Annotated in this window: 17 protein-coding genes; 6 read left to right on the top strand and 11 right to left on the bottom strand. The window is 73.8% G+C overall.

What is annotated here, in order from left to right; translation table 11 throughout:
* Positions 1-5: 5 nt before the first annotated feature.
* Both AB0D01_RS03380 and AB0D01_RS03375 read right to left on the bottom strand, forming a co-directional pair.
* Positions 6-719: a helix-turn-helix domain-containing protein gene (locus tag AB0D01_RS03380; RefSeq protein ID WP_363053281.1), complete on the bottom strand. Its 714-nt coding sequence runs from the start codon at positions 717-719 to the stop codon at positions 6-8.
* 22 nt (positions 720-741) lie between these two features.
* A complete protein-coding gene (locus AB0D01_RS03375) occupies positions 742-1,671 on the bottom strand; it encodes a diiron oxygenase (protein WP_363053280.1) in 930 nt (309 codons plus the stop codon).
* A 168-nt stretch (positions 1,672-1,839) separates the two neighbouring features.
* Between AB0D01_RS03375 and AB0D01_RS03370 the strand changes: the two genes are divergently transcribed.
* The gene (locus AB0D01_RS03370; protein WP_363053279.1) at positions 1,840-2,967 is read left to right on the top strand and encodes a ferritin-like domain-containing protein; all 1,128 of its coding nucleotides are present in this window, start codon (positions 1,840-1,842) and stop codon (positions 2,965-2,967) included.
* A 116-nt stretch (positions 2,968-3,083) separates the two neighbouring features.
* Positions 3,084-3,830, top strand: coding sequence for a beta-glucanase (locus AB0D01_RS03365; protein WP_363053278.1), 747 nt, complete (start codon positions 3,084-3,086; stop codon positions 3,828-3,830).
* A 160-nt stretch (positions 3,831-3,990) separates the two neighbouring features.
* On the opposite strand, the gene AB0D01_RS03360 is transcribed toward AB0D01_RS03365, so the two are convergent.
* A complete protein-coding gene (locus AB0D01_RS03360; protein WP_363053277.1) occupies positions 3,991-5,451 on the bottom strand; it encodes a penicillin-binding transpeptidase domain-containing protein in 1,461 nt (486 codons plus the stop codon).
* Positions 5,448-6,842, bottom strand: a complete 1,395-nt coding sequence (locus tag AB0D01_RS03355) for an FtsW/RodA/SpoVE family cell cycle protein (protein ID WP_363053276.1) — start codon at positions 6,840-6,842, stop codon at positions 5,448-5,450. The genes AB0D01_RS03360 and AB0D01_RS03355 overlap by 4 nt, the downstream gene beginning before the upstream one ends.
* Before the next feature lie 97 nt (positions 6,843-6,939).
* Between AB0D01_RS03355 and AB0D01_RS03350 the strand changes: the two genes are divergently transcribed.
* Both AB0D01_RS03350 and AB0D01_RS03345 read left to right on the top strand, forming a co-directional pair.
* On the top strand, positions 6,940-7,335 hold the full coding sequence (locus AB0D01_RS03350) for a DUF6325 family protein (RefSeq protein WP_363053275.1): 396 nt from the start codon (positions 6,940-6,942) through the stop codon (positions 7,333-7,335).
* Positions 7,332-7,799, top strand: coding sequence for a hypothetical protein (locus AB0D01_RS03345; protein WP_363053274.1), 468 nt, complete (start codon positions 7,332-7,334; stop codon positions 7,797-7,799). The genes AB0D01_RS03350 and AB0D01_RS03345 overlap by 4 nt, the downstream gene beginning before the upstream one ends.
* A gap of 197 nt (positions 7,800-7,996) precedes the next feature.
* On the opposite strand, the gene AB0D01_RS03340 is transcribed toward AB0D01_RS03345, so the two are convergent.
* Positions 7,997-8,878, bottom strand: a complete 882-nt coding sequence (locus AB0D01_RS03340) for an aminoglycoside phosphotransferase family protein (protein ID WP_363053431.1) — start codon at positions 8,876-8,878, stop codon at positions 7,997-7,999.
* A 228-nt stretch (positions 8,879-9,106) separates the two neighbouring features.
* On the opposite strand from AB0D01_RS03340, the gene AB0D01_RS03335 reads away from it, so the two are divergent.
* Positions 9,107-10,420 carry an NlpC/P60 family protein gene (locus tag AB0D01_RS03335; protein ID WP_363053273.1) on the top strand — a complete coding sequence of 438 codons (1,314 nt, stop codon included), beginning with the start codon at positions 9,107-9,109 and terminating at the stop codon, positions 10,418-10,420.
* On the opposite strand, the gene AB0D01_RS03330 is transcribed toward AB0D01_RS03335, so the two are convergent.
* The 5 genes from AB0D01_RS03330 to AB0D01_RS03310 form a co-directional block, all read right to left on the bottom strand.
* Positions 10,417-11,676, bottom strand: coding sequence for a styrene monooxygenase/indole monooxygenase family protein (locus AB0D01_RS03330; protein ID WP_363053272.1), 1,260 nt, complete (start codon positions 11,674-11,676; stop codon positions 10,417-10,419). The genes AB0D01_RS03335 and AB0D01_RS03330 overlap by 4 nt on opposite strands.
* Positions 11,677-11,778: 102 nt before the next feature.
* Positions 11,779-12,405, bottom strand: coding sequence for an ATP/GTP-binding protein (locus AB0D01_RS03325; RefSeq protein ID WP_363053271.1), 627 nt, complete (start codon positions 12,403-12,405; stop codon positions 11,779-11,781).
* Positions 12,386-12,769 carry a DUF742 domain-containing protein gene (locus tag AB0D01_RS03320; protein ID WP_363053270.1) on the bottom strand — a complete coding sequence of 128 codons (384 nt, stop codon included), beginning with the start codon at positions 12,767-12,769 and terminating at the stop codon, positions 12,386-12,388. Before AB0D01_RS03320 ends, AB0D01_RS03325 begins: the two co-directional genes overlap by 20 nt.
* The gene (locus AB0D01_RS03315; RefSeq protein WP_363053269.1) at positions 12,766-13,245 is read right to left on the bottom strand and encodes a roadblock/LC7 domain-containing protein; all 480 of its coding nucleotides are present in this window, start codon (positions 13,243-13,245) and stop codon (positions 12,766-12,768) included. The genes AB0D01_RS03320 and AB0D01_RS03315 overlap by 4 nt, the downstream gene beginning before the upstream one ends.
* Complete coding sequence (locus AB0D01_RS03310) at positions 13,242-16,379, bottom strand: nitrate- and nitrite sensing domain-containing protein (RefSeq protein WP_363053268.1); 3,138 nt, start codon at positions 16,377-16,379, stop codon at positions 13,242-13,244. Before AB0D01_RS03310 ends, AB0D01_RS03315 begins: the two co-directional genes overlap by 4 nt.
* A gap of 377 nt (positions 16,380-16,756) precedes the next feature.
* Between AB0D01_RS03310 and AB0D01_RS03305 the strand changes: the two genes are divergently transcribed.
* The gene (locus tag AB0D01_RS03305) at positions 16,757-17,530 is read left to right on the top strand and encodes a protein phosphatase 2C domain-containing protein (RefSeq protein WP_363053267.1); all 774 of its coding nucleotides are present in this window, start codon (positions 16,757-16,759) and stop codon (positions 17,528-17,530) included.
* A 13-nt stretch (positions 17,531-17,543) separates the two neighbouring features.
* Here AB0D01_RS03305 and AB0D01_RS03300 read toward each other — a convergent pair whose 3' ends face one another.
* Positions 17,544-17,984, bottom strand: coding sequence for a MarR family transcriptional regulator (locus AB0D01_RS03300; RefSeq protein WP_363053266.1), 441 nt, complete (start codon positions 17,982-17,984; stop codon positions 17,544-17,546).
* Between the last annotated feature and the right edge of the window lie 83 nt (positions 17,985-18,067).

Below are 18,067 nucleotides of genomic sequence, written 5' to 3'. Positions count from 1 at the left end.
CAGTGTCACAGCAGGTGAGCGGCTTCGGAGACCACCGGGACCACGCGCCGGGCGAGGACGCCGACGGGGCCGTCGGCCGGTTCGAGCGCGAGGGCGGCGCGGGCGGTGGCCGCCGTCTCCGGGTCGGTGGCGGCGGTGGCGGTGAGGAGGGCGATGAACTGGTCGACGAGCCAGTCGCGCAGGGACGCGACCTCCGGCTGCTTGCCCTCGTCGATCCAGATCAGCGAGGCGGCCTCGACGGCCGTGATCCAGGTGCGGACCATCATCCGCAGGCGCGGACCCGGGGTGGGCACGCCGAGGTGGAGGAGGATCTGGTGCGCGGCGGCGCGGCGGATGCCGTCCACGGTCGCCGTGGTGCGGGAGGTCTCCACGACGCTGCCGCCCTGGAGGAGGGCGGCGAAGCCCGCGTCGTGTTCGTCCACGAAGGCCAGGTAGCGGTCCAGGGCGCGGGAGAGCCGTCGGGTGAGCGGGCCGGACTGGGGTTCGGCGAAGCAGAGTTCGAGCATGTCGGCGGCCGAGCGCAGGGCGGCCTCGTAGAGCTGTTGCTTGCCGCCGGGGAAGTAGCGGTAGACCAGCGGCCGGGACACCCCGGCGGCCTCCGCGACGTCGTCGAGGGAGACCTCCTCGGGTGCCCGGTGCGCGAACAACGTGAGTGCGGCGTCGAGGAGTTGGGCCCTACGCTCCTCGACGCCCAGTCTGCGGTAGGCCCGTACGGTCATGTCCGCAGCGTAGACGACCCCTTCAGGCGAGGAGGCCGGACATCTGCCAGAGTCGGCGGCCGACTCCGCTGAGCACCCCGATGTCGTCGAGGAAGTCGGTGAGCCGCTTGGCTCCCGTCTGCATCACCTCGCGGCGGTGTCCGCTGGCCCTGACCTGGGCGACGGCCTCGCGCCGGTCGAGGCCGACGTTGTCGTAGACGGCCGGGTTGACGAAGGCGCGGGAGAAGACGCGGGCGGCCTCGCCGCAGCTGACGCGGGTGAGTTCGCGTTCCCAGCGGGGGGCGGTGAGCATCTGCCGGCGCAGTTCCTCGCGGGCGTAGCGGACGTGGCGGGCCTCTTCGATCACGTGGATGCGGGTGACGCCGCGCACCAGGGGCTGGATGCGCTCGTCGGGGAAGGTCAGGCGCTGCATCCAGTCGAGGACCTCCTCGCCGAGGAGGGTGCAGGCGAAGGAGCCGGGGGTGGTGGAGACCGTCTTGAGGACGCGGCCGAGGTTGTGGTGGACGCGGGAGACGGGGTACTCGGGGGCTCCGTGGTGGCGGATCATGCGGGCGAACATCATCGAGTGCCGGCACTCGTCGGCGATCTCGGTGAGGGCGTAGCGGACGTGGTTGCTGGTCGCCGACTTGTCGTAGATGTGGCGGACGAGGAGCTGCATGAGGATGATCTCGAACCAGACGCCGAGCGAGCCGAGGGCGGCGGCCTCGTGGCGGGAGAGTTCGATGCGCTGTTCCTCGCCGAGCCTCTTCCACATCGGGGTGTCGTAGAGGGAGATCAGCTCGGGCGGCCAGTAGTACTTGCCGTCGATCGGCGGGGCTTCCCAGTCGAGTTCGGTGTCCGGGTCGAAGGAGTGTCTGGCCGAGGATTCGAGCAGTCGCTCGGCGACCTGTTCGCGGTCCTTGAGGAGGCCGAGGGCGTCCCTCAGCGCGGGTCGCTGCGTCACTGTCGTCATGGCTTCGGGCACCTCGCGTCTGGGTTACCGGCGGTCACCTCTTATGAGACTGCTTGTCAGCAAGGCCGTCAATCCCCCGCGGCCGACTTGTTGACCCCGCGTCTACCAACGTGTGACGCTGCCAACTGTCCAGTCCTGTACGGAAGTACGTGAGACCAGGAGGCGTCAGTGTCGACGCACGAGCTCTACACCGAGGACCCGGGCGAGGGCGTCTGGCGGATCCCCGCCTCCGGTTCGGCCCGCTTCAGCTGGGAGTACGACGGCGGCCGCGAACGGCTCCTCGCGCTGTACCAGAAGGGCAAGGACAAGCAGTGGGACGGCGCCAAACGCATCGACTGGGACATCGAGGTCGACCCCTACGACCCGCTGGGCACCCCCGACGAGGTCCTCACCCTGTACGGGACGCGGCACTGGGCGAAGATGACGGAGAAGGACAAGGGCGAGCTGCGCCGGCACTACAGCGCCTGGAACTTCAGCCAGTTCCTGCACGGCGAGCAGGGCGCGATGGTGTGCGCGGCGCGCATCGTGGAGTCCGTTCCCGACCTCGACGCGAAGTTCTACTCCGCCACGCAGACCATGGACGAGGCCCGGCACGCGGAGATCTTCGGACGCTTCCTGCACGAGAAGGTCGGGATGCTCTACCCGGTCAACGACAACCTCAAGGAGCTGCTCGGCGACACCCTGCGCGACTCCCGCTGGGACATGCCCTACCTCGGCATGCAGGTGCTCATCGAGGGGCTGGCGCTGGCCGCGTTCGGCATGATCCGCGACACCACCGACAAGCCGCTGCCCCAGCAGATCCTCGCCTACGTGATGCAGGACGAGGCCCGCCACGTGGCCTTCGGGCGGATGGCCCTGCGCGACTACTACCGGCAGCTGACGGACGCCGAGCTGCGCGAGCGCGAGGAGTTCGTGATCGAGGGCTGCCACCTGATGCGCGACCGGCTGCGCGGGGTGGAGGTCCTGGAGAACTTCGGGATCCCGCGGAAGGAGGCCGAGGAGTTCAGCGAGCGCTCCGACTTCCTGCGGCTGTTCCGCAAGCTGCTGTTCAGCCGGATCGTGCCGTGCGTGAAGGACATCGGCCTGTGGGGCGAGCGGTTGCAGAAGGCGTACCTGGAGATGGGCGTCTTCGACATGGGCGACTCCAACCTCGACCTGCTGATGAGCCAGGACGAGGAGATCGCCGAGAACCTCGACCGGGAGCGCTTCGCCGCCGAGGAGCGCGAGCGCGTGGCGGAGGTCGAGGCCGCCATCCGACAGGGCGCGGGCGACGCGCCGGCCGAATCCGACACCTGAACGAGGCGACCGGCGCGGCGTGATCCCGTACGACACTGTGATCACTCGGGATTACTGTGATTACTCTCAGTGAGAACAGGACGTGTGGCGCGGCGCGGGGCGGGCATGCCAGAGGAATGGAACCGGAAGCACTTGGATGGCTGCGGCGCCTCACCCGGCGCCTTGTGACGGGTGGTGAGGGCGGGGGCGGCGTGCTGCCGCTGTTCGCCCCCCGCCGCGCTCCCGTCTTCACCGCCGACTTCTCCTCGCCGTCACAATGGGTGGCCGGCCGCTCGTGGGCCTATCCCGGCGGCGGCCCGGTCAACCCGGGCGACAACAAACTCGACCACCTCACCGCCGACCCCGCCTACAGCCGTGGCGGCACCTTCCGCGCCACCCCGCGCCCCGACGGCAACTGGGACGCCGGGCTGCTCACCACCGAGGGCAGCGACGAGGGGTTCATGGTGCGCACGGGCGACGTGCTGGAGGCCCGGGTCCGCCTCCCCGTGGAGGTCGGGGCCTGGCCCGCGATCTGGACCTGGCGGGACGGCGGCCAGGAGATCGACGTCTTCGAGTACCACCCCGACAACCCCGACCTGCTGGAACTGTCCAACCACGTCCACGAGGCGCACCGCTACCACCGCGACGCGAAGGTCCGGCCCGGCGGCTGGATCGACCTGAAGTGCGAGTTCGGCAGAAGGTCCGTGGTGTGGTGGCTGAACGGCGTCCGCGTCTTCGCCGACCGTCGCGGCGTGGGCCGCGGCTGGCACGCGTACCTCATCGTCAACCTGTCTGTGTCGGCCGGGCGTTACCACCCCTCGCCCGGGCCGGGGGTCGCCGAGATGTCCTACGAGGTGCGGGAGCTGCGCGTGTACCGGTCCTAGGTCGGATACGGCGGGCCGCAGCCGCGTGCGGCGCGGTCCGGTGCGGCGCGGTGCGACACGGTGCCGCGCCGGCCCGTGCGGTGCCGCCCCGTGCGGTGCCGTCCGCCCGCGAGGCCCCGCGGGCGGACGGCGTTCCCCCACGGCCGACCCTCGGCGGGGGTCAGCCGGTCCTCAGGGCGGCCTCCATGACGGCGCGCGCGATGGGCGCCGCCGCGCTGTTGCCGCTGATGTCCCGGCGGTCGGCCGCCGCGTCCTCGACCACCACCGCGACCGCCACGGCCGGCTGCGGCGCGCCCTCGGCCCTGGCCCAGGCGATGAACCAGGCGTACGGGGTGCCGGCGTTGCCCACGCCGTGCTGCGCGGTGCCGGTCTTCCCCCCGACGACCGCGCCGGGGATGGCGGCGTTGCGCCCGGTGCCGTCCTCGACGACCTGCACCATCAGCTCCTGCATCCGCAGCGCCGTCGCCGGGCTCATGGCACGGCCCAGCGTCCGCTGGTCGGTGCGGCGGACCGGGGAGCCGTCGTCCCGGGTGGTGCGCTCGACGAGGTGGGGGGTGCGCAGCTCTCCCCCGTTGGCGACGGCGGCCGCCACCATCGCCATCTGCAGGGGCGTCGCCCTCGTGTTGAACTGCCCGATCGAGGAGAGGGCCAGTTGGTCCCGGCTCATGTCCGTGTCGAAGCCGGACCGGGAGACCCACGACGGAACCCGCAGGCCGGCGTCGTTGAAGCCGAAGCGCTCGGCCGCCTCCACCATCCGTCGCAGCCCCACCTGGACCCCGATCTTCGCCATCACCGTGTTGCAGGACCACCGCACGGCCTCCGCCATGGAGGCGTCCTCGCAGCCGGTGCCCGCGTTCGGCAGCAGGGTGTGGGTGCCGGGCAGCGGGTACGGGTCGGGGGTGCGGGTGGGGGCGTCCACGTCGGTGACCACGCCCGCGTCCAGCGCCGCGGCCGCCGTCACGATCTTGAAGGTGGAGCCCGGCGGGTACGTCTCGCGCAGCGCCCGGTTCAGCATGGGCCGGGCCGGGTCGGCGTTCAGCCGCTCCCAGGCGGCCTTGACCCGCGATCCGGTGCCCGACAGCAGGCCCGGATCGTACGAGGGGCTGCTGACCAGCGCCAGGATCCGGCCCGTCGCCGGCTCCAGCGCGGCCACCGCCCCGCGCTTGCCGCCGAGCCCCCGGAAGGCGGCCTCCTGGAGGGCGGCCCGCACGGTGGTCGCCGCGTCGCCGCCGCCGGGGCGGCCGCGGGACAGCTCGTACCAGAGCGGGAAGGCCGACAGCGCCGGGTCGTCCCCGGCGAGGACCGCGTCCTCGGCGCGCTCGACGAAGCTGGTCCCGTAGCTCTGGGAGGAGAAGCCGGTGACGGGCGCGTAGAGCGGGCCGTTGACGTAGGTCCGCTCGTGGCGCAGCAGTTGGCCGCTGTCGCGGGAGCCGGTGACGGGTCTGCCGTCGACCAGGATGTCGCCGCGGGGTTCGGCGTACCGGGCGACGGCCGGGCGCTTGTTGGCGGGGTTCGCCCCGTAGGCGGCGGCCTCCCAGACCTGCACCCGGGCCACGTTGACGAGCAGGGCGAGCAGCAGCAGGGCGCAGAAGTACGCGCACCAGCGGATGTAGCGGATCACTCGACCCCCTCCCGCTCGGGGCGGGGTCTGCGGGCGCTGTCGCTGAGCCGGACCAGCAGCGCGACGATGATCCAGTTGGTGACGACGGAGGAGCCGCCCTGGGCCAGGAAGGGCATGGCCATGCCGGTCAGCGGGATGAGCCCGGTGACGCCGCCGGCGATCACGAACACCTGGAGGGCGATGATCGAGGCGAGTCCGGTGGCGAGGAGGCGGCCGAAGGGGTCGCGCAGGGCGAGGCCGGCGCGGAAGCCGCGGGAGACGAGCAGGCCGTAGAGGAGCAGGATCGCGGTCAGGCCGACGAGGCCGAGTTCCTCGCCGGCGGTGGCGAGGACGAAGTCGGACTTGGCGGCGAAGCCGATGAGGAAGGACTGGCCGTGCCCGAGTCCGGCGCCGAGCAGGCCGCCGGCACCGAAGGCGAAGAGGGACTGGGCGAGCTGGCCGGGGCCTTCGCCGCGCTCGATGGAGGCGAAAGGATTCAGCCAGTCGTCGACGCGGCTGTTCACATGGGGTTCGAAGGTTCCGACGGCGTAGGCGCCGAGGGCGGCGAGCAGCAGGCCGATGGCGATCCAGCCGATCCGGCCCGTGGCCGTGAACAGCATGATCACGAAGAGGCCGAAGAAGAGGAGCGAGGTGCCGAGGTCCCGTTCCAGGACCAGCAGTCCGACGCTGAGCAGCCAGATCGCCAGGATCGGGCCGAGGACCCGGCCGGGCAGCAGCCGCAGCTTCCAGAACAGGCGGCGGCCGGTGAGGGCGAGGGCGGTGCGGTTCGCGGCGAGGTAGGCGGCGAAGAACACCGCGAGCAGGATCTTGGCGAACTCCCCCGGCTGGAACGAGAGGCCGGCGAACCGGATCCAGATGTGGGCGCCGTTGACCGCCGGGAAGAACACGGGGACGAGCATCAGGGCGAGGGCGGCGGTGACGGCGAGGTAGGCGTAGCGCTGGAGGACGCGGTGGTCGCGCAGGAGTCCGACGACGAGCACGAAGAGCGTCACTCCGAGCGCGGACCACCGCAGCTGGTCGCCGGCGCCGCTCTCGCCCGGGGTGGCCAGGTCCAGGCGCTGGATGAGGACGAGGCCGAGGCCGTTGAGCAGGACGGCGATGGGGAGCAGCAGCGGGTCGGCGTGGGCGGCCCGCAGCCGGACGGCGAGGTGGGCCAGCAGCGCGGCGACGCCGAGGCCCGCCGCGTAGGGGGCGACGGGGCGGGGGGCGGGAGCGGGGGCGCCGGGGCCGGGCGCGGGGGCGCCGGCGGCGAGGCCGACGTAGACGTGGCCCAGTACGGAGATCAGGACCGCGCCGACGAGGAGGGTCAGCTCGATGCCGCGCCGCTTGGGGGCGCGGGCGGGGGGCGGGAGCGGAGCGGGTTCCGCCACCTTCGCCGTCAGAGCGGTCATGGGGGAAACGTAGCAAGGGTGAGGCGAGTATGTCCGGTTATGTCATAGTGTGCCGAAGAGTCGTCAGAAACGGTCAGGAGTGAGGGAGCCCCGCCCCATGGGACCTGTGGAGTTCATCGTCCTCGCCTTCCCCGAGGAGCAGCTGCGGGTCCCGGCGGTCGAGGCCGTCATGGGGCTGAGGAAGACGGGCGTGGTGCGCCTGATCGACGGCCTCGTCGCGACGAGGACGGCCGCGGGGGAGGTACTGGCCGCCGAGTTCGACGAGTTCGTGGAGCTACGGGGCATCCTGGCCGGCCGTGACGCGGCCCGGCTCATCGGCCCCGAGGACGTCCGGGAGGCGGCGGAGCTGCTGGAACGCGGCAGCTGCGCGCTGCTGCTGGTGGTCGAGCACGTGTGGGCGCAGGACGCGGCGGTGGCCGTACGCGCGGCCGGCGGGCGGATCGTGGGCTCGGTGCGGATCCCCGCGGAGCGGGTGGGGGCGGGGGCGGCGTGAGCGCGAGCGGCGGCGGCGCGGGACGCGTCCTGTTCATCCGGCCGGTGGGCACGAAGGTCGCGGCGGCGACCCGCGCCCCGGGCAGGCCATTGCTGCGGGGCCTGCTGCGCAGGGCGGCGGGGGCCGCGGAGTGGGGGGAGGCCGAGGACCGGGAGGAGGGCCGCGCCGAGGTCCTGGCGGAGGTGCTCGCCGAGGACGAGGCCGAGGCCCTGGCGGACGCGGCGCGCTACGAGGACCCCTTCCCGGAGCCCGCGCCGTGGGAGGAGGTCGAACCGCCCCCGTCGGCGAGCCCCGCGCGGCGCCCGGCGGAGCGGGAACAGCCGGCGGCCGAGCACACGGAGGCCGAACACCCGGCGGCGGAACACCTGGTGGCGGAGCTGACCCAACTGGCCGACCTCGCCCGCGAGGGCCTGTTGACCCCGGAGGAGTTCACGCGGGCGAAGGAACTGCTGTTGGGGCGGTAGCGGCCCCAAGGCGGTTCGAGCCGGACGCGCCGGCCCCCCGGAAGCGGGCGGCGCACCCCGGGGGCGGGGGGCGGTTCGCGGCCCGGAACCCAAGCGCGGCCACACCGCGAGAGCGCACCCCGGGGCGGGGGACGGTTCGACCCGGACGCGCAGGCCACCGCGGAAGCGGGTGGCGCACCCCGGAGGGCGGGGGCGGTTCAGAGGGCGTCGGAGAGGACCTGCGCGACCGCGCGGTGGGCGACGGCGGCCAGAACGGGGTTGGTGACGCGGTAGTAGTGCTCGGCGGTGAGGCCGAAGGCCAGGGCCCAGCCGCGCCCCCGGGCCCAGGTGGCGTCGTCCACCTCGACCGCCTCCCGGAACGCGCCGCGGGTCTCGGGCGTCAGCAGGGTCCAGGCGGCCATCGTGTCGCAGGCGGGATCGCCGACGCCCACGCAGCCGAAGTCGATGACGGCGGCGAGCCGGCCCTCCCGACCCAGCAGGTTGCCCGGCAGGAGGTCGCCGTGGAGCCAGACGGGGGCGCCCTCCCACTGTGGGAGAGCGAGGGTCTCCTCCCACACCGCGCCGGCCGCGTCCGCGTCGAGGACTCCGTCGGCCCCCAGGTCCCGGATCGCGGCCCGGACACCGGCGTCCCGCGCGGCGACCGGCCCTCCCCGGAACGATCGCGGTCCGCCGGTCGTGTCGATCCGCCGCAGCGCGGCGACGAAACGGCCCAGCTCGACCGCCGCGCCGCCCAGGTCCGTCAGGGGCGCGTCGAAGAGGTCCTCGCCGTCCAGCCATCCGTAGACCGACCACGGGAAGGCGAAGCCCTCACCGGGGACGCCCGCCCCCACCGGCGCCGGAACGGCCAACGGGAGGTGCGGCGCGAGCCGCGGCAACCAGCGGTTCTCCCGGGCCACTTGGTCCACGGAGCCGGGAACGCGCGGCAGGCGCACGGCCAGGCGCGAGCCCAGCCGGTACATCGCGTTGTCCGTGCCCGCGGACCGCACCGCGGTGACGGGCAGGTCCGCCCACTGCGGGAACTGCGCGGCGACCAGCCGCTCGACGAGGGCCTCGTCGATGTCGACCTCGTCGGCATGCATCCTCACGCCGGCTCCCCCCTTCCTCGGCACCGGAGCCGGCAGCGTAATCCGATCCCCGCCCGGCCTTCCAGAGGTTTTCGGGCGGCCCCACGGGCGCTCACCGACCCCTTCCGGGCCCCTCCGCGCCCCCTCCCCGCCCCCATCCGGGTGAGAGCGTCCACCCCGCCGGCCCGGGTCGGCCGCGCGGGGCGCGGGGCGTGGAAACATCGGGCCCCACGGAGGGATTACATGACAAAACGACTATTGCGGGTCGCCTGTCTCGTCACGCTCCTCGTCGCCGCCGGCCCCCCGGCCGCCGTACGGGCCGACCCCGCCCCCGCCCCGACCCCGACGCCTTCCCCGACCCCCGCCGCCACCACCACGCCCACCGCCCCCGCGGCCGGCACCACCGCGACCACCACCCCCGCCGCCGGCTCCGCTCCCGTGACGGAGTCCGTCGGGGAGCTGCTGACCCGGTTGCAGGGGCTGTACCAGAAGGCGGAGGAGGCCACCGAGGCCTACAACGCCACCGAGGTGGCGCTCACGGCGCGGCAGGACGAGGAGCGGCGCCTCACCGCCGAGCTCGGGCGGGCCCGTACGGCCCTGGGCGCCGAGCGGGCGGCCGCCGGACGGTTGGCCCGCGAGCAGTACCAGGGCGCCCAGGGGTTCTCGCCGTACCTGCGGATGCTGCTCTCCGGCGACCCCCAGCAGGCCGTCGACCAGCGGCGGCTCGCCGCCCGCGAGGGGGCCCGGCGGGCCGGGGTCGTGGCCCGGCTGGAGCGGGGCGAGCAGCGGGCCGACGTCCTGGCGGCCGGGGCGCGCAAGGCCCTGGACGCCGAGCGGTCGTTGGCGGCCGAGCGCAAGCGGCGGCAGGTCGAGGTGGCCGGGCGGCTCAAGGAGGTGGAGGCGCTGCTGGCGGCGCTGACCCCGGAGCAGTTGCGGGGGCTCGGGGCGCGCGAGGCGGCGGTGACGGCGGGGGCCCAGCGGGAGTTGCTGGGCTCCGGGCGGCTGCCGGCCCGGACCGGGACGCCGACGGCGGCGGGCGGTGCGGCCCTGCGCTACGCGGCGCGCCAGATCGGCAAGCCGTACGTGTGGGGCGCGGAGGGACCCGCGTCCTTCGACTGTTCCGGGTTGACCTCCCGGGCGTGGGAGGAGGCGGGGCGTGCCATCCCGCGCACCAGCCAGGAGCAGTGGGCGCGGTTGCCCCGGGTGCCGCTGGACGAGCTGCGGCCCGGGGACCTGGTGGTGTACTTCCCGAAGGCCACGCACGTGGCCCTGTACGTCGGCGACGGCAAGGTGATCCAGGCTCCGCGTCCGGGGGCCCGGGTGAAGGTCTCCCCCATCGCGGCGAACCCGCTGCTGGGGGCGGTGCGCCCGGACCCGGAGGGCGAACCGCTGACGGAGTTCACCCCGCCGCCGCTGCCGGGGGCCGCGACGGCGGGGGACGATTCCGGTTACTCGGCCGAGGAGGCGCCGGAGCCCGCCGAGGAGGCCGACACCCGGGCCGACGCCCGTGCGGGCACCCGGGCCGGCACCCGGTCCGACACCGAGGACGACGCCTAGGCGGACACCTGGACCGCCACCGAGGCCGACACCTCGGCGAGGTAGTCCGCCGCGTCCTCGGGGTCGTAGAAGTAGGCGTTGAAGTCGGCCGGGTTGTCGAAGCCGTTGGCGAATCGATCCGCCACCCGCTGGTGCTCCCCGGCCGCCCGGATCAGGTCGAGGACGTGCTGCGGCGGGGTGCCCAGCATCGTGTTGGTCCAGTCGGTGACGTGCTTGCCGGTCGTGAACCAGAACTTGTCGAAGGTGGCCTTCATCCACGCCTCGTCGAACGGCTTGTCGCCGTGCATGAGGATCGAGGAGAGGTACGAGGCCGCGCACTTGGCCGCCGCGTTCGTGCCCTGGTTGGTGATCGGGTCGTTGGCCACCACCACGTCGCCGACGCCCAGGACGAGGCCCCCGCCGGGCAGCCGGCCGACCGGCTTGCGCACGACCGGCGCGTAGCGGCCCGCGAGCGTGCCCCCCGCGTCGGTCAGCTCGACCCCGGTGGCGCGCTCGTACTCCCAGGGGGTGAACCTCTCCATCAGGTCGAGCGTCAGCTCCAGGTGGTCGGAGGGGTCGTTGACCCCCCGGAACACGTCGAGCGGGCCGCCCGGCACACCCTCCCAGAACAGGATGTCCGCCCGGCCCGAGGTGGTCAGGGTCGGCATGACGAACAGCTCGCCGACGCCCGGGACCAGGTTGCAGCGGACGGTCTCCGCGTCGGGGTGCTCGGGACGCGGCCGCAGTCCGCGCACGTAGGAGACGGCCAGCGCGCGCTGGGGGGCCGCGTACGGGGAACGGGCGGCGTCCCGGTCGAAGAGGGAGACCAGCTCGCCCTTGCCGGCGGCGACGAGCACCAGGTCGTAGGTGCGGGAGAAGTAGTCGAGGTCGGCCACGGAGGCGCCGTGGATGACCAGCTGTCCGCCGCGCTGGGTGAACACGTCCAGCCAACCGGCCATCTTCAGGCGCTGGTCGACGGATTGCGCGGGGCCCTTGAGGCGGCCGAGCCAGTCGACGGCGCGGGAGCCGTCGGGGGCGGCGACGGAGAAGCCGAGGCCGCGGATCGACGGGGCCTGGCGCTCCCAGAAGTTCAGCCGGAGGTCGCGCTCGTGCCGGAGGGCGGAGTCGAACATGACCTGCGTGGACATGACACGACCGGTGCGGATCTCGTCCGCCGTCCGGTTGGACATGAGGGTGACCTCGTAGTCCTTCGCCTGGAGGCCGAGGGCCAGCTGAAGGCCGGACTGGCCCGCCCCCACGACAAGAATCCTGCGCATTTCACGTTCTCCATCCGGACCGCGCCGGGGAGGACGGCGGCGGCTTCGAGTGTCGCTACGGCTTCGACTTCGACTACGGCGTACGGCTCGGCTACGGCTCGGCTATTCGGGGGTGCTGTCCAGCGCGTGGCCCACCAGCGTCAGCAGGGACTCCACGACCGTGTCGCGGCGCCGCGCGTCCATGATCACGACGGGGACCTCGGCGGGGATGGTCAGCGCCTCCCGCACGTCCTCGACGGCGTAGGAGCGCGAGCCCTCGAAGTGGTTGACGGCGACGGCGTAGGGGAGCCCGCAGCTCTCGAAGTAGTCCAGCGCGGGGAAGCAGTCGCGCAGCCGGCGGGTGTCGGCCAGGACGAGCCCGCCGATGGCGCCGCGGACGAGGTCGTCCCACATGAACCAGAACCGCTCCTGGCCCGGCGTCCCGTACACGTACAGCACGAGGTCGTCGGCGAGGGTGATGCGGCCGAAGTCCATGGCGACGGTCGTCGTGCTCTTGTCCGGGGTCCCGCTCAGGTCGTCCGTGGGAGCGCCGGCCTGGGTCATCACCGCCTCGGTGCGCAGCGGGGCGATCTCCGAGACGGAGGAGACGAAGGTGGTCTTGCCGACGCCGAAGCCGCCGGCGACGAGCACCTTGACGGCCACGGGCGCGCGGGAGCGGTCGTACTGCCAGGGCTGGACGGGTTCGTCGTCCAGGAGGGCGGCGGCCGGTTCAGAGACGGCGAAGACCACTGAGCACCCTTTCCAGCAGTGCGCGCTCGGGGCGGCCGGAGCCCTGCCCCGTGCCGTAGACGCGTACGCGGCCCTGGTCGGAGAGGTCGCTGACGAGGACCCGGACGACGCCGAGCGGCAGCTTCAGCAGGGCGGATATCTCGGCGATGGTCCGCATCCGGCGGCACACCTCGACGATGGCGCGCATCTCGGGCATGCGGTCGGGCGTCTTGGCCGGGCCGCTGTCCAGGGTGGCGACGAACGTCTCCACCCGCAGGACCTGCGTGAAGCGGGTGCGACCGCCCGTGAGGGAGTACGGGCGGACGCGGGCGGGGCGCCGGTCGGCGCCGCGTATCGGCAGCCGGTCGGAGGCCGTACTCCTCACGGGGTCTTCTCCATCGACTGGCGCAGCTCACTGCGGACTTCGGGGGTCAGGACGTGGCCGGCGCGGCCCACGAACAGGGCCATGTGGTAGGCGACGACGCTCATGTCGCAGTCGGGCGTGGCGTGCACGCCCAGCAGGGAGCCGTCGCTGATGGCCATGACGAAGACGGAGCCGTGCTCCATCGCGACCATGGTCTGCTTGACGGAGCCGAACTCCATGAGGGCGGCCGCGCCGGTGGTGAGGCTGCCGAGCCCGGAGACGATGGTCGCGAGGTCGGCGGAGGCTCCGCGCGGGCCCTTGGGGCGGCCTTCGTCGGCGGGCCGCGCCGCTCCTGGTTCGGAGGAGAGCAGCAGCAGCCCGTCCGAGGACACGACGGCCACGGAGTTGACCCCGGGCACCTCCTCGACCAGGTCGGTCAGCAGCCACTGCAGGTTGCGGGCCTGGGTGCTCAGTCCGTACGTACTGGGCGCGGTCATGTGCGTGCCTCCTGTGCGGTGTCCCCCTGGTCGGTCTGCCCCTGCCCCTGGTCCTGCGCGAGTTCGGCGGCCACGACGCGCCGCCCGTCCTGGGCGCCCTGGTAGAAGCCGCCGAGCCGGCGGCGCAGTTCCTCGGCGTCCACGCGGCGCGGCGCCTCGGGTCGGGCCGCGGCGGGGCGGGCGACGGGGGCCTTCGAGGCACGGGGGGTGCGCTTGGGCAGGCCCTTGTCGGTGACGGCCTCGGCGTCGTGGCCGGGGTGGCTGCCCTGACGCGGGACGAAGCCGTCGTCGGCGTCGGCGGCGCGCCGGTGGGCGGGCTGCTCGACGTCGGGGACGGGGATGGTGAGGGTCGGCTCGTCGACCTCGGCGGCGGCCGGGGCGGGCGCCGCCGGGGGCAGGACCGTGTCCTCGAAGGCCTCGGCCAGCGGGACCACCCTGGCCTGCTCCTCGGGCACCTGGTGGGGCTCGACGGGCTCGGGGGTCGGCTCGGGGGCGTCGGGGTCGGGCACGACGCGGGCGAGGAGTTCCTCGGCGGCGTCGGCGACGGCCTCGGCGGCGGGCTCCGGGGCGGGGTCGGTCGTGGGCTCGGGGGCCGGGGCCGGCTCCGGGTCGGCGAGGGTCCCGGCGGGCGCGGCGGCCTCGGGGGCGAGCGCGGTGAAGACCTGGTCCGCGGGCGGCAGCGCCTCGCCGTCGGCGGGCTCCTCGGCCCGTACGGCGGCCTCGTGGGCGTCGTCGGCCTCGTCGGCGTCGGTCGCGGCCCGCGCGGCCTCCTCCCGCGCGCCCCGGGCCAGCACGGAGTCCAGGTCCATGCCCAGGTCCATGCCGAGATCGGCGTCGAGGTCGGCGTCGGGTTCCGTACCCGGCTCGGCTTCGAGGTCGGACGCGGCGTCGACCTCGGCTTCGGCACGGGGCGCGGACGGGTCGGCGTCGGACGTCTCGACCTGCGTCTCGACCGCCGTGTCGACCGGCGTCTCGGGCTGCGGGCGCAGCCGCGGCGGGAGGGTGTTCTCGTTGGCCTCGGCGACCACGCCGGGCAGCTGGTAGGCGGGCAGGCCCGTCACGTCCAGGCTGTGCAGCGGGGAGGCCGGCGGGGTGGTCGGGAGCAGCGTGGCGGGGATGACGACCAGGGCCTCGGTGCCGCCGTGTTCCCCGGCGCGCAGCTCGGCGGTGACGCCGTGGCGGGCGGCGAGGCGGCCGGCGACGTAGAGGCCGAGTCCGAGTCCGTGTTCGGCCTCGGGTTCCTCGTCGTAGGCGTCGGGGGTGGCCAGGCGCTCGTTGAGGGAGGCGAGGCGGTCCTCGGTGACGCCGATGCCGGTGTCGACGACGGACAGGACCACGTCGCCGGAGTCCCGGAGCCGGCCGGAGACCTTCACCTTGGCGTCCGGCGGGGAGAAGGTGGTGGCGTTCTCCAGCAGCTCGGCGAGGACGTGCGAGATGTCGTCGGCGGCGTGGCCGGCGACCTGCGTGTACGAGGGGAGCTCGGTGAGGTCGACGCGCTCGTAGCGCTCGATCTCGCTGACGGCGGCCCGCATGACGTCGACCAGCGCGACGGGCAGGCTCTGGCCGTGGCCGTGTTCCTGTCCGGCGAGGACGAGCAGGTTCTCGTTGTGGCGGCGCATGACGGTCGCCAGGTGGTCCAGCTTGAAGAGGGTGGCGAGCCGGTCGGGGTCGCCCTCCTTCGACTCCAGCTCCTCGATGACCGCGAGCTGGCGTTCGACCAGGCCGAGGGTGCGCAGGGAGAGGGAGACGGAGGTGGTGGACATGACGCGGCGGTGCTCTTCGAGGCTCGCGCGCAGTTCGGCGAGTTCGGTCTCCATGGCGGCGCGGCCGGAGGCGAGTTCGTTCTCCAGGGCCTCGCGGCCCGAGGCGAGGGCCTCGTTGCGGCCGATGAGGCGGCGGCGGTCGGCGTCGAGGCCGGCGACGCGGGTGTGCAGGGCGACGGTCTGGTCGCGGACCGCGTTGAGGTGGCGGACGACCTCGGCGAACTCGTCGTTGCGGCCGGTGAACCGGACGGGCTCGACGGAGCCCTCGGGGGTGGTCAGACGTTCGGCGCCGCGCCGCAGGACCGACAGGGGTCGGGTCAGGGAGCGGGCGATGGCGGTGGAGAAGCCGACGACGAAGAGGAACAGGACGCCGAGTCCGGCGACGAGGAGCTCCAGTCGGGTGACGTCGTCGTCGCGCAGGGTGGCGAGGGCGGTCGCGCGCTCGCCGGCGAGGGTGGCCTCGACGGACCGCATGCGGTCGACGCGGGCGGTGAGGGCGGTGCCGACGGCGCCGGCGTCGACCTTGCGGTCGGCGGGGGTCAGCACGGGCCGGTCGGTGAGCCGCTTGAGGTAGTCCTCGGCGGTCTTGACCTCGGGGCCGGTGACGGTGGCGGCGAGGGTCTGGCGCACGTCGGGGCGCGCGGCGCGCGCGAAGTCGTCGAGGGCGGCCTGTTCGCGGACGCGGGCCCGCTGGGAGGCAGTGGTGAGCTCGTCGACGATCGCGGAGTTCGGGGGCGTTTCGCCGCGGGGGACGGCCAGTGCGGCGAGCAGCAGTCCGCGGGTGGCGGCGGCCTGTTCCACGGCCCGGCCCAGGGGGGCCAGGGGGCGGGTGACGGCGAGGGCGGCCTCGGCGCGCGGCGGGGTGAGTTCGGCGAGCCGGTTGCCGGGGGCCAGGAGTTCGTCCATGAGGCCGGCGTAGGCCTGGTGGGCGGCGAGGGCGCTGCCCTTGCCGTCGACGGCCTCGGCGCGGACGGCGACCACCTTGCCGAGGGCGCGGGTGAGGTCCTCGTCGGCCTCGGGGCGGAGTTCGCCGATCTGCCGGTCGGTCCGACCGGTGCGCTCGTCGACGGGCGCCTTGGCGCCGCCGGGGCGTCCCTTGGCCACGTAGTCGACGACGGCGTCGCGCTCGTCGCCGAGGAGGTGGGCGAGGGTGAGGGCCTGCTGCGACTGCTGCGCGAGGGTGACCAGGCGCTGGGAGTCGTTCAGTTCCCTCGTGGCGGAGACGACGGCGGGGGTGCCTGCCGCGAGGACGGTGAGTCCGGCGACGGCCACTCCGACCACCAGCCGACTGCGGACGCGTACGCGTCTTCCTGCCTGGGCGGGAACGTCGGCGCTGGCGGTGCCGTTCTTCCGAGACCGCTTCTTCTGCACCGGTGCTCGCAATCCTGTACGTGTGCTCGTGCTCGTCTACTCGTGTGGCCGAGGTAACGGCCGGTCAACAAGTAAACGCCCCCTGCCCCCTCGTACCGCCTCAGACCTTCGCAGTGTGTTGGGAGGAGAGCCGCACATCGCCCACCCGGCCACTCGAAGGAGTGAACATCACGGAGGAGTGGCCGACCAACTCGGACATCCCGTGTCAGGGGCCCGTCGTGGACGGGCGGTTGAAACATCGAGCCGGCCTTTGGCAATATGCGCGCCCACATCGCGATCGGACCGCGGGTAACGCCGTCCCCGGGGGCGCCCCCACCCCCCGCATATTGGTCCGGACCATTCGGTCCACACGGGGCTCCGGCGGGGAGAATGTCCCCATGCGCATCGACCTGGCCACGGCCCCGGGCGACCCGGAACGCCCCAACGAGGATTGGGTGTCGGCCGCGACACCTGCGCCGGGAGGCGGCGTCCTGGTCGTCCTCGACGGGGTGACGCCCCCGCGCGGCGGCGACGGGTGCGTCCACGGCGTGCCCTGGTTCTCGACGCGGCTCGGCGGCCGATTGACCGAACTGTCCGGATCGCGGCGGGACATGCCCCTGGACCGCGTGCTCGCCGAGGCCATCGCGGACACCGCCGAAGCCCACCGCGAAACCTGTGACCTTTCTCACGTCCGCACTCCGCAGGCGACGGTCGTGATGGTGCGCTGGGACGACGCGTACGTGGAGCACCTCGTCCTCTCCGATTCCGTGCTCCTGCTGCGCGGGCCCGACGGGGAGGTCACCGCGGTGCTCGACGACCGGCTCGACCGGATCCCCTCCCGGGTGCTGCGCTCCACGCGGGACACCGACGCGCTGCGCAACGCGGACGGCGGCTTCTTCACGGCGGCGGCGGACCCGGCGGTGGCGGACCGGGCGGTGACCGGGCGCACCCCGCGGGCCCGGGTGCGGGCGCTGGCCGCGCTCACGGACGGGGCGAGCCGCTGGACGGACACCTTCGCGGAGGGCGGCTGGGCCGCGTGCCTGGACGTGCTGCGCAAGGAGGGCGCGCAGGGGCTGATCGGGCGGGTCCGCACCCTCGAATCCGATCCGCTGCGCCCGCCGGCGCGGGGCAAGCGGCACGACGACGCCTCGGTGGTCTACGCGGAGCTCTGAGCGCCCGGGGGCCCTACTCCTCGCCGGAGTTCAACTGGCGCAGGAGCCTCGCCAGTTCCGCCACCTCGCCGCGGTCCCAGTCGGCGAGCTTGCGCATGTACTGCTCGCGCCGGGCGCCCCGGACCCGCAGGAAGCGCTCCCGGCCCTCGGCGGTGAGCCCGACGAGGAATGCACGGCCGTCGGCCGGGTCCGGCTCGCGGGCCACCAGGCCGAGCACCTCCAGGGCCCGCAGCTGGCGGCTCATGGTGGCCTTGCCGACGCCGAAGTAGGCGGCGAGCTCGGTGGCCCGCTGGCGGCCGGCGGCCTCCAGCCGGACGAGGAGCCCGTACGCGGCCGGCTCCAGCTCGGGGTGCAGCGCGCGGGCCATCTCGCCGGAAGAGGCCCGGGCCCGCCGGAGGAAGACGGACAGCTCCCGCTCCAGGGCAAGGAACTCCTGGTCTTCGCTCCCGTGCACGTCCCGCTCCGTTTCGTGGTGAGTGTCGGGTGGCGTGTGGCTTCCCCGTACGGGGTCAGTATTTCGCAGCGGGTACGCCGAGG

This window comes from Streptomyces sp. NPDC048606, assembly GCF_040650855.1.
Classification (GTDB): domain Bacteria; phylum Actinomycetota; class Actinomycetes; order Streptomycetales; family Streptomycetaceae; genus Streptomyces.
The sequence above is the reverse complement of the archived record's forward strand: the minus strand, read 5'-3'. Positions and strand labels throughout refer to the sequence as shown.

Coding starts and splice junctions, on each gene's coding strand:
- AB0D01_RS03375 (WP_363053280.1), bottom strand. CDS start 1,671: ATGACGACAGTGACGCAGCGACCCGCGCTGAGGGACGCCCTCGGCCTC.
- AB0D01_RS03305 (WP_363053267.1), top strand. CDS start 16,757: ATGCGCATCGACCTGGCCACGGCCCCGGGCGACCCGGAACGCCCCAAC.
- AB0D01_RS03365 (WP_363053278.1), top strand. CDS start 3,084: ATGGAACCGGAAGCACTTGGATGGCTGCGGCGCCTCACCCGGCGCCTT.
- AB0D01_RS03330 (WP_363053272.1), bottom strand. CDS start 11,676: ATGCGCAGGATTCTTGTCGTGGGGGCGGGCCAGTCCGGCCTTCAGCTG.
- AB0D01_RS03335 (WP_363053273.1), top strand. CDS start 9,107: ATGACAAAACGACTATTGCGGGTCGCCTGTCTCGTCACGCTCCTCGTC.
- AB0D01_RS03355 (WP_363053276.1), bottom strand. CDS start 6,842: ATGACCGCTCTGACGGCGAAGGTGGCGGAACCCGCTCCGCTCCCGCCC.
- AB0D01_RS03380 (WP_363053281.1), bottom strand. CDS start 719: ATGACCGTACGGGCCTACCGCAGACTGGGCGTCGAGGAGCGTAGGGCC.
- AB0D01_RS03315 (WP_363053269.1), bottom strand. CDS start 13,245: ATGACCGCGCCCAGTACGTACGGACTGAGCACCCAGGCCCGCAACCTG.
- AB0D01_RS03340 (WP_363053431.1), bottom strand. CDS start 8,878: ATGCATGCCGACGAGGTCGACATCGACGAGGCCCTCGTCGAGCGGCTG.
- AB0D01_RS03350 (WP_363053275.1), top strand. CDS start 6,940: ATGGGACCTGTGGAGTTCATCGTCCTCGCCTTCCCCGAGGAGCAGCTG.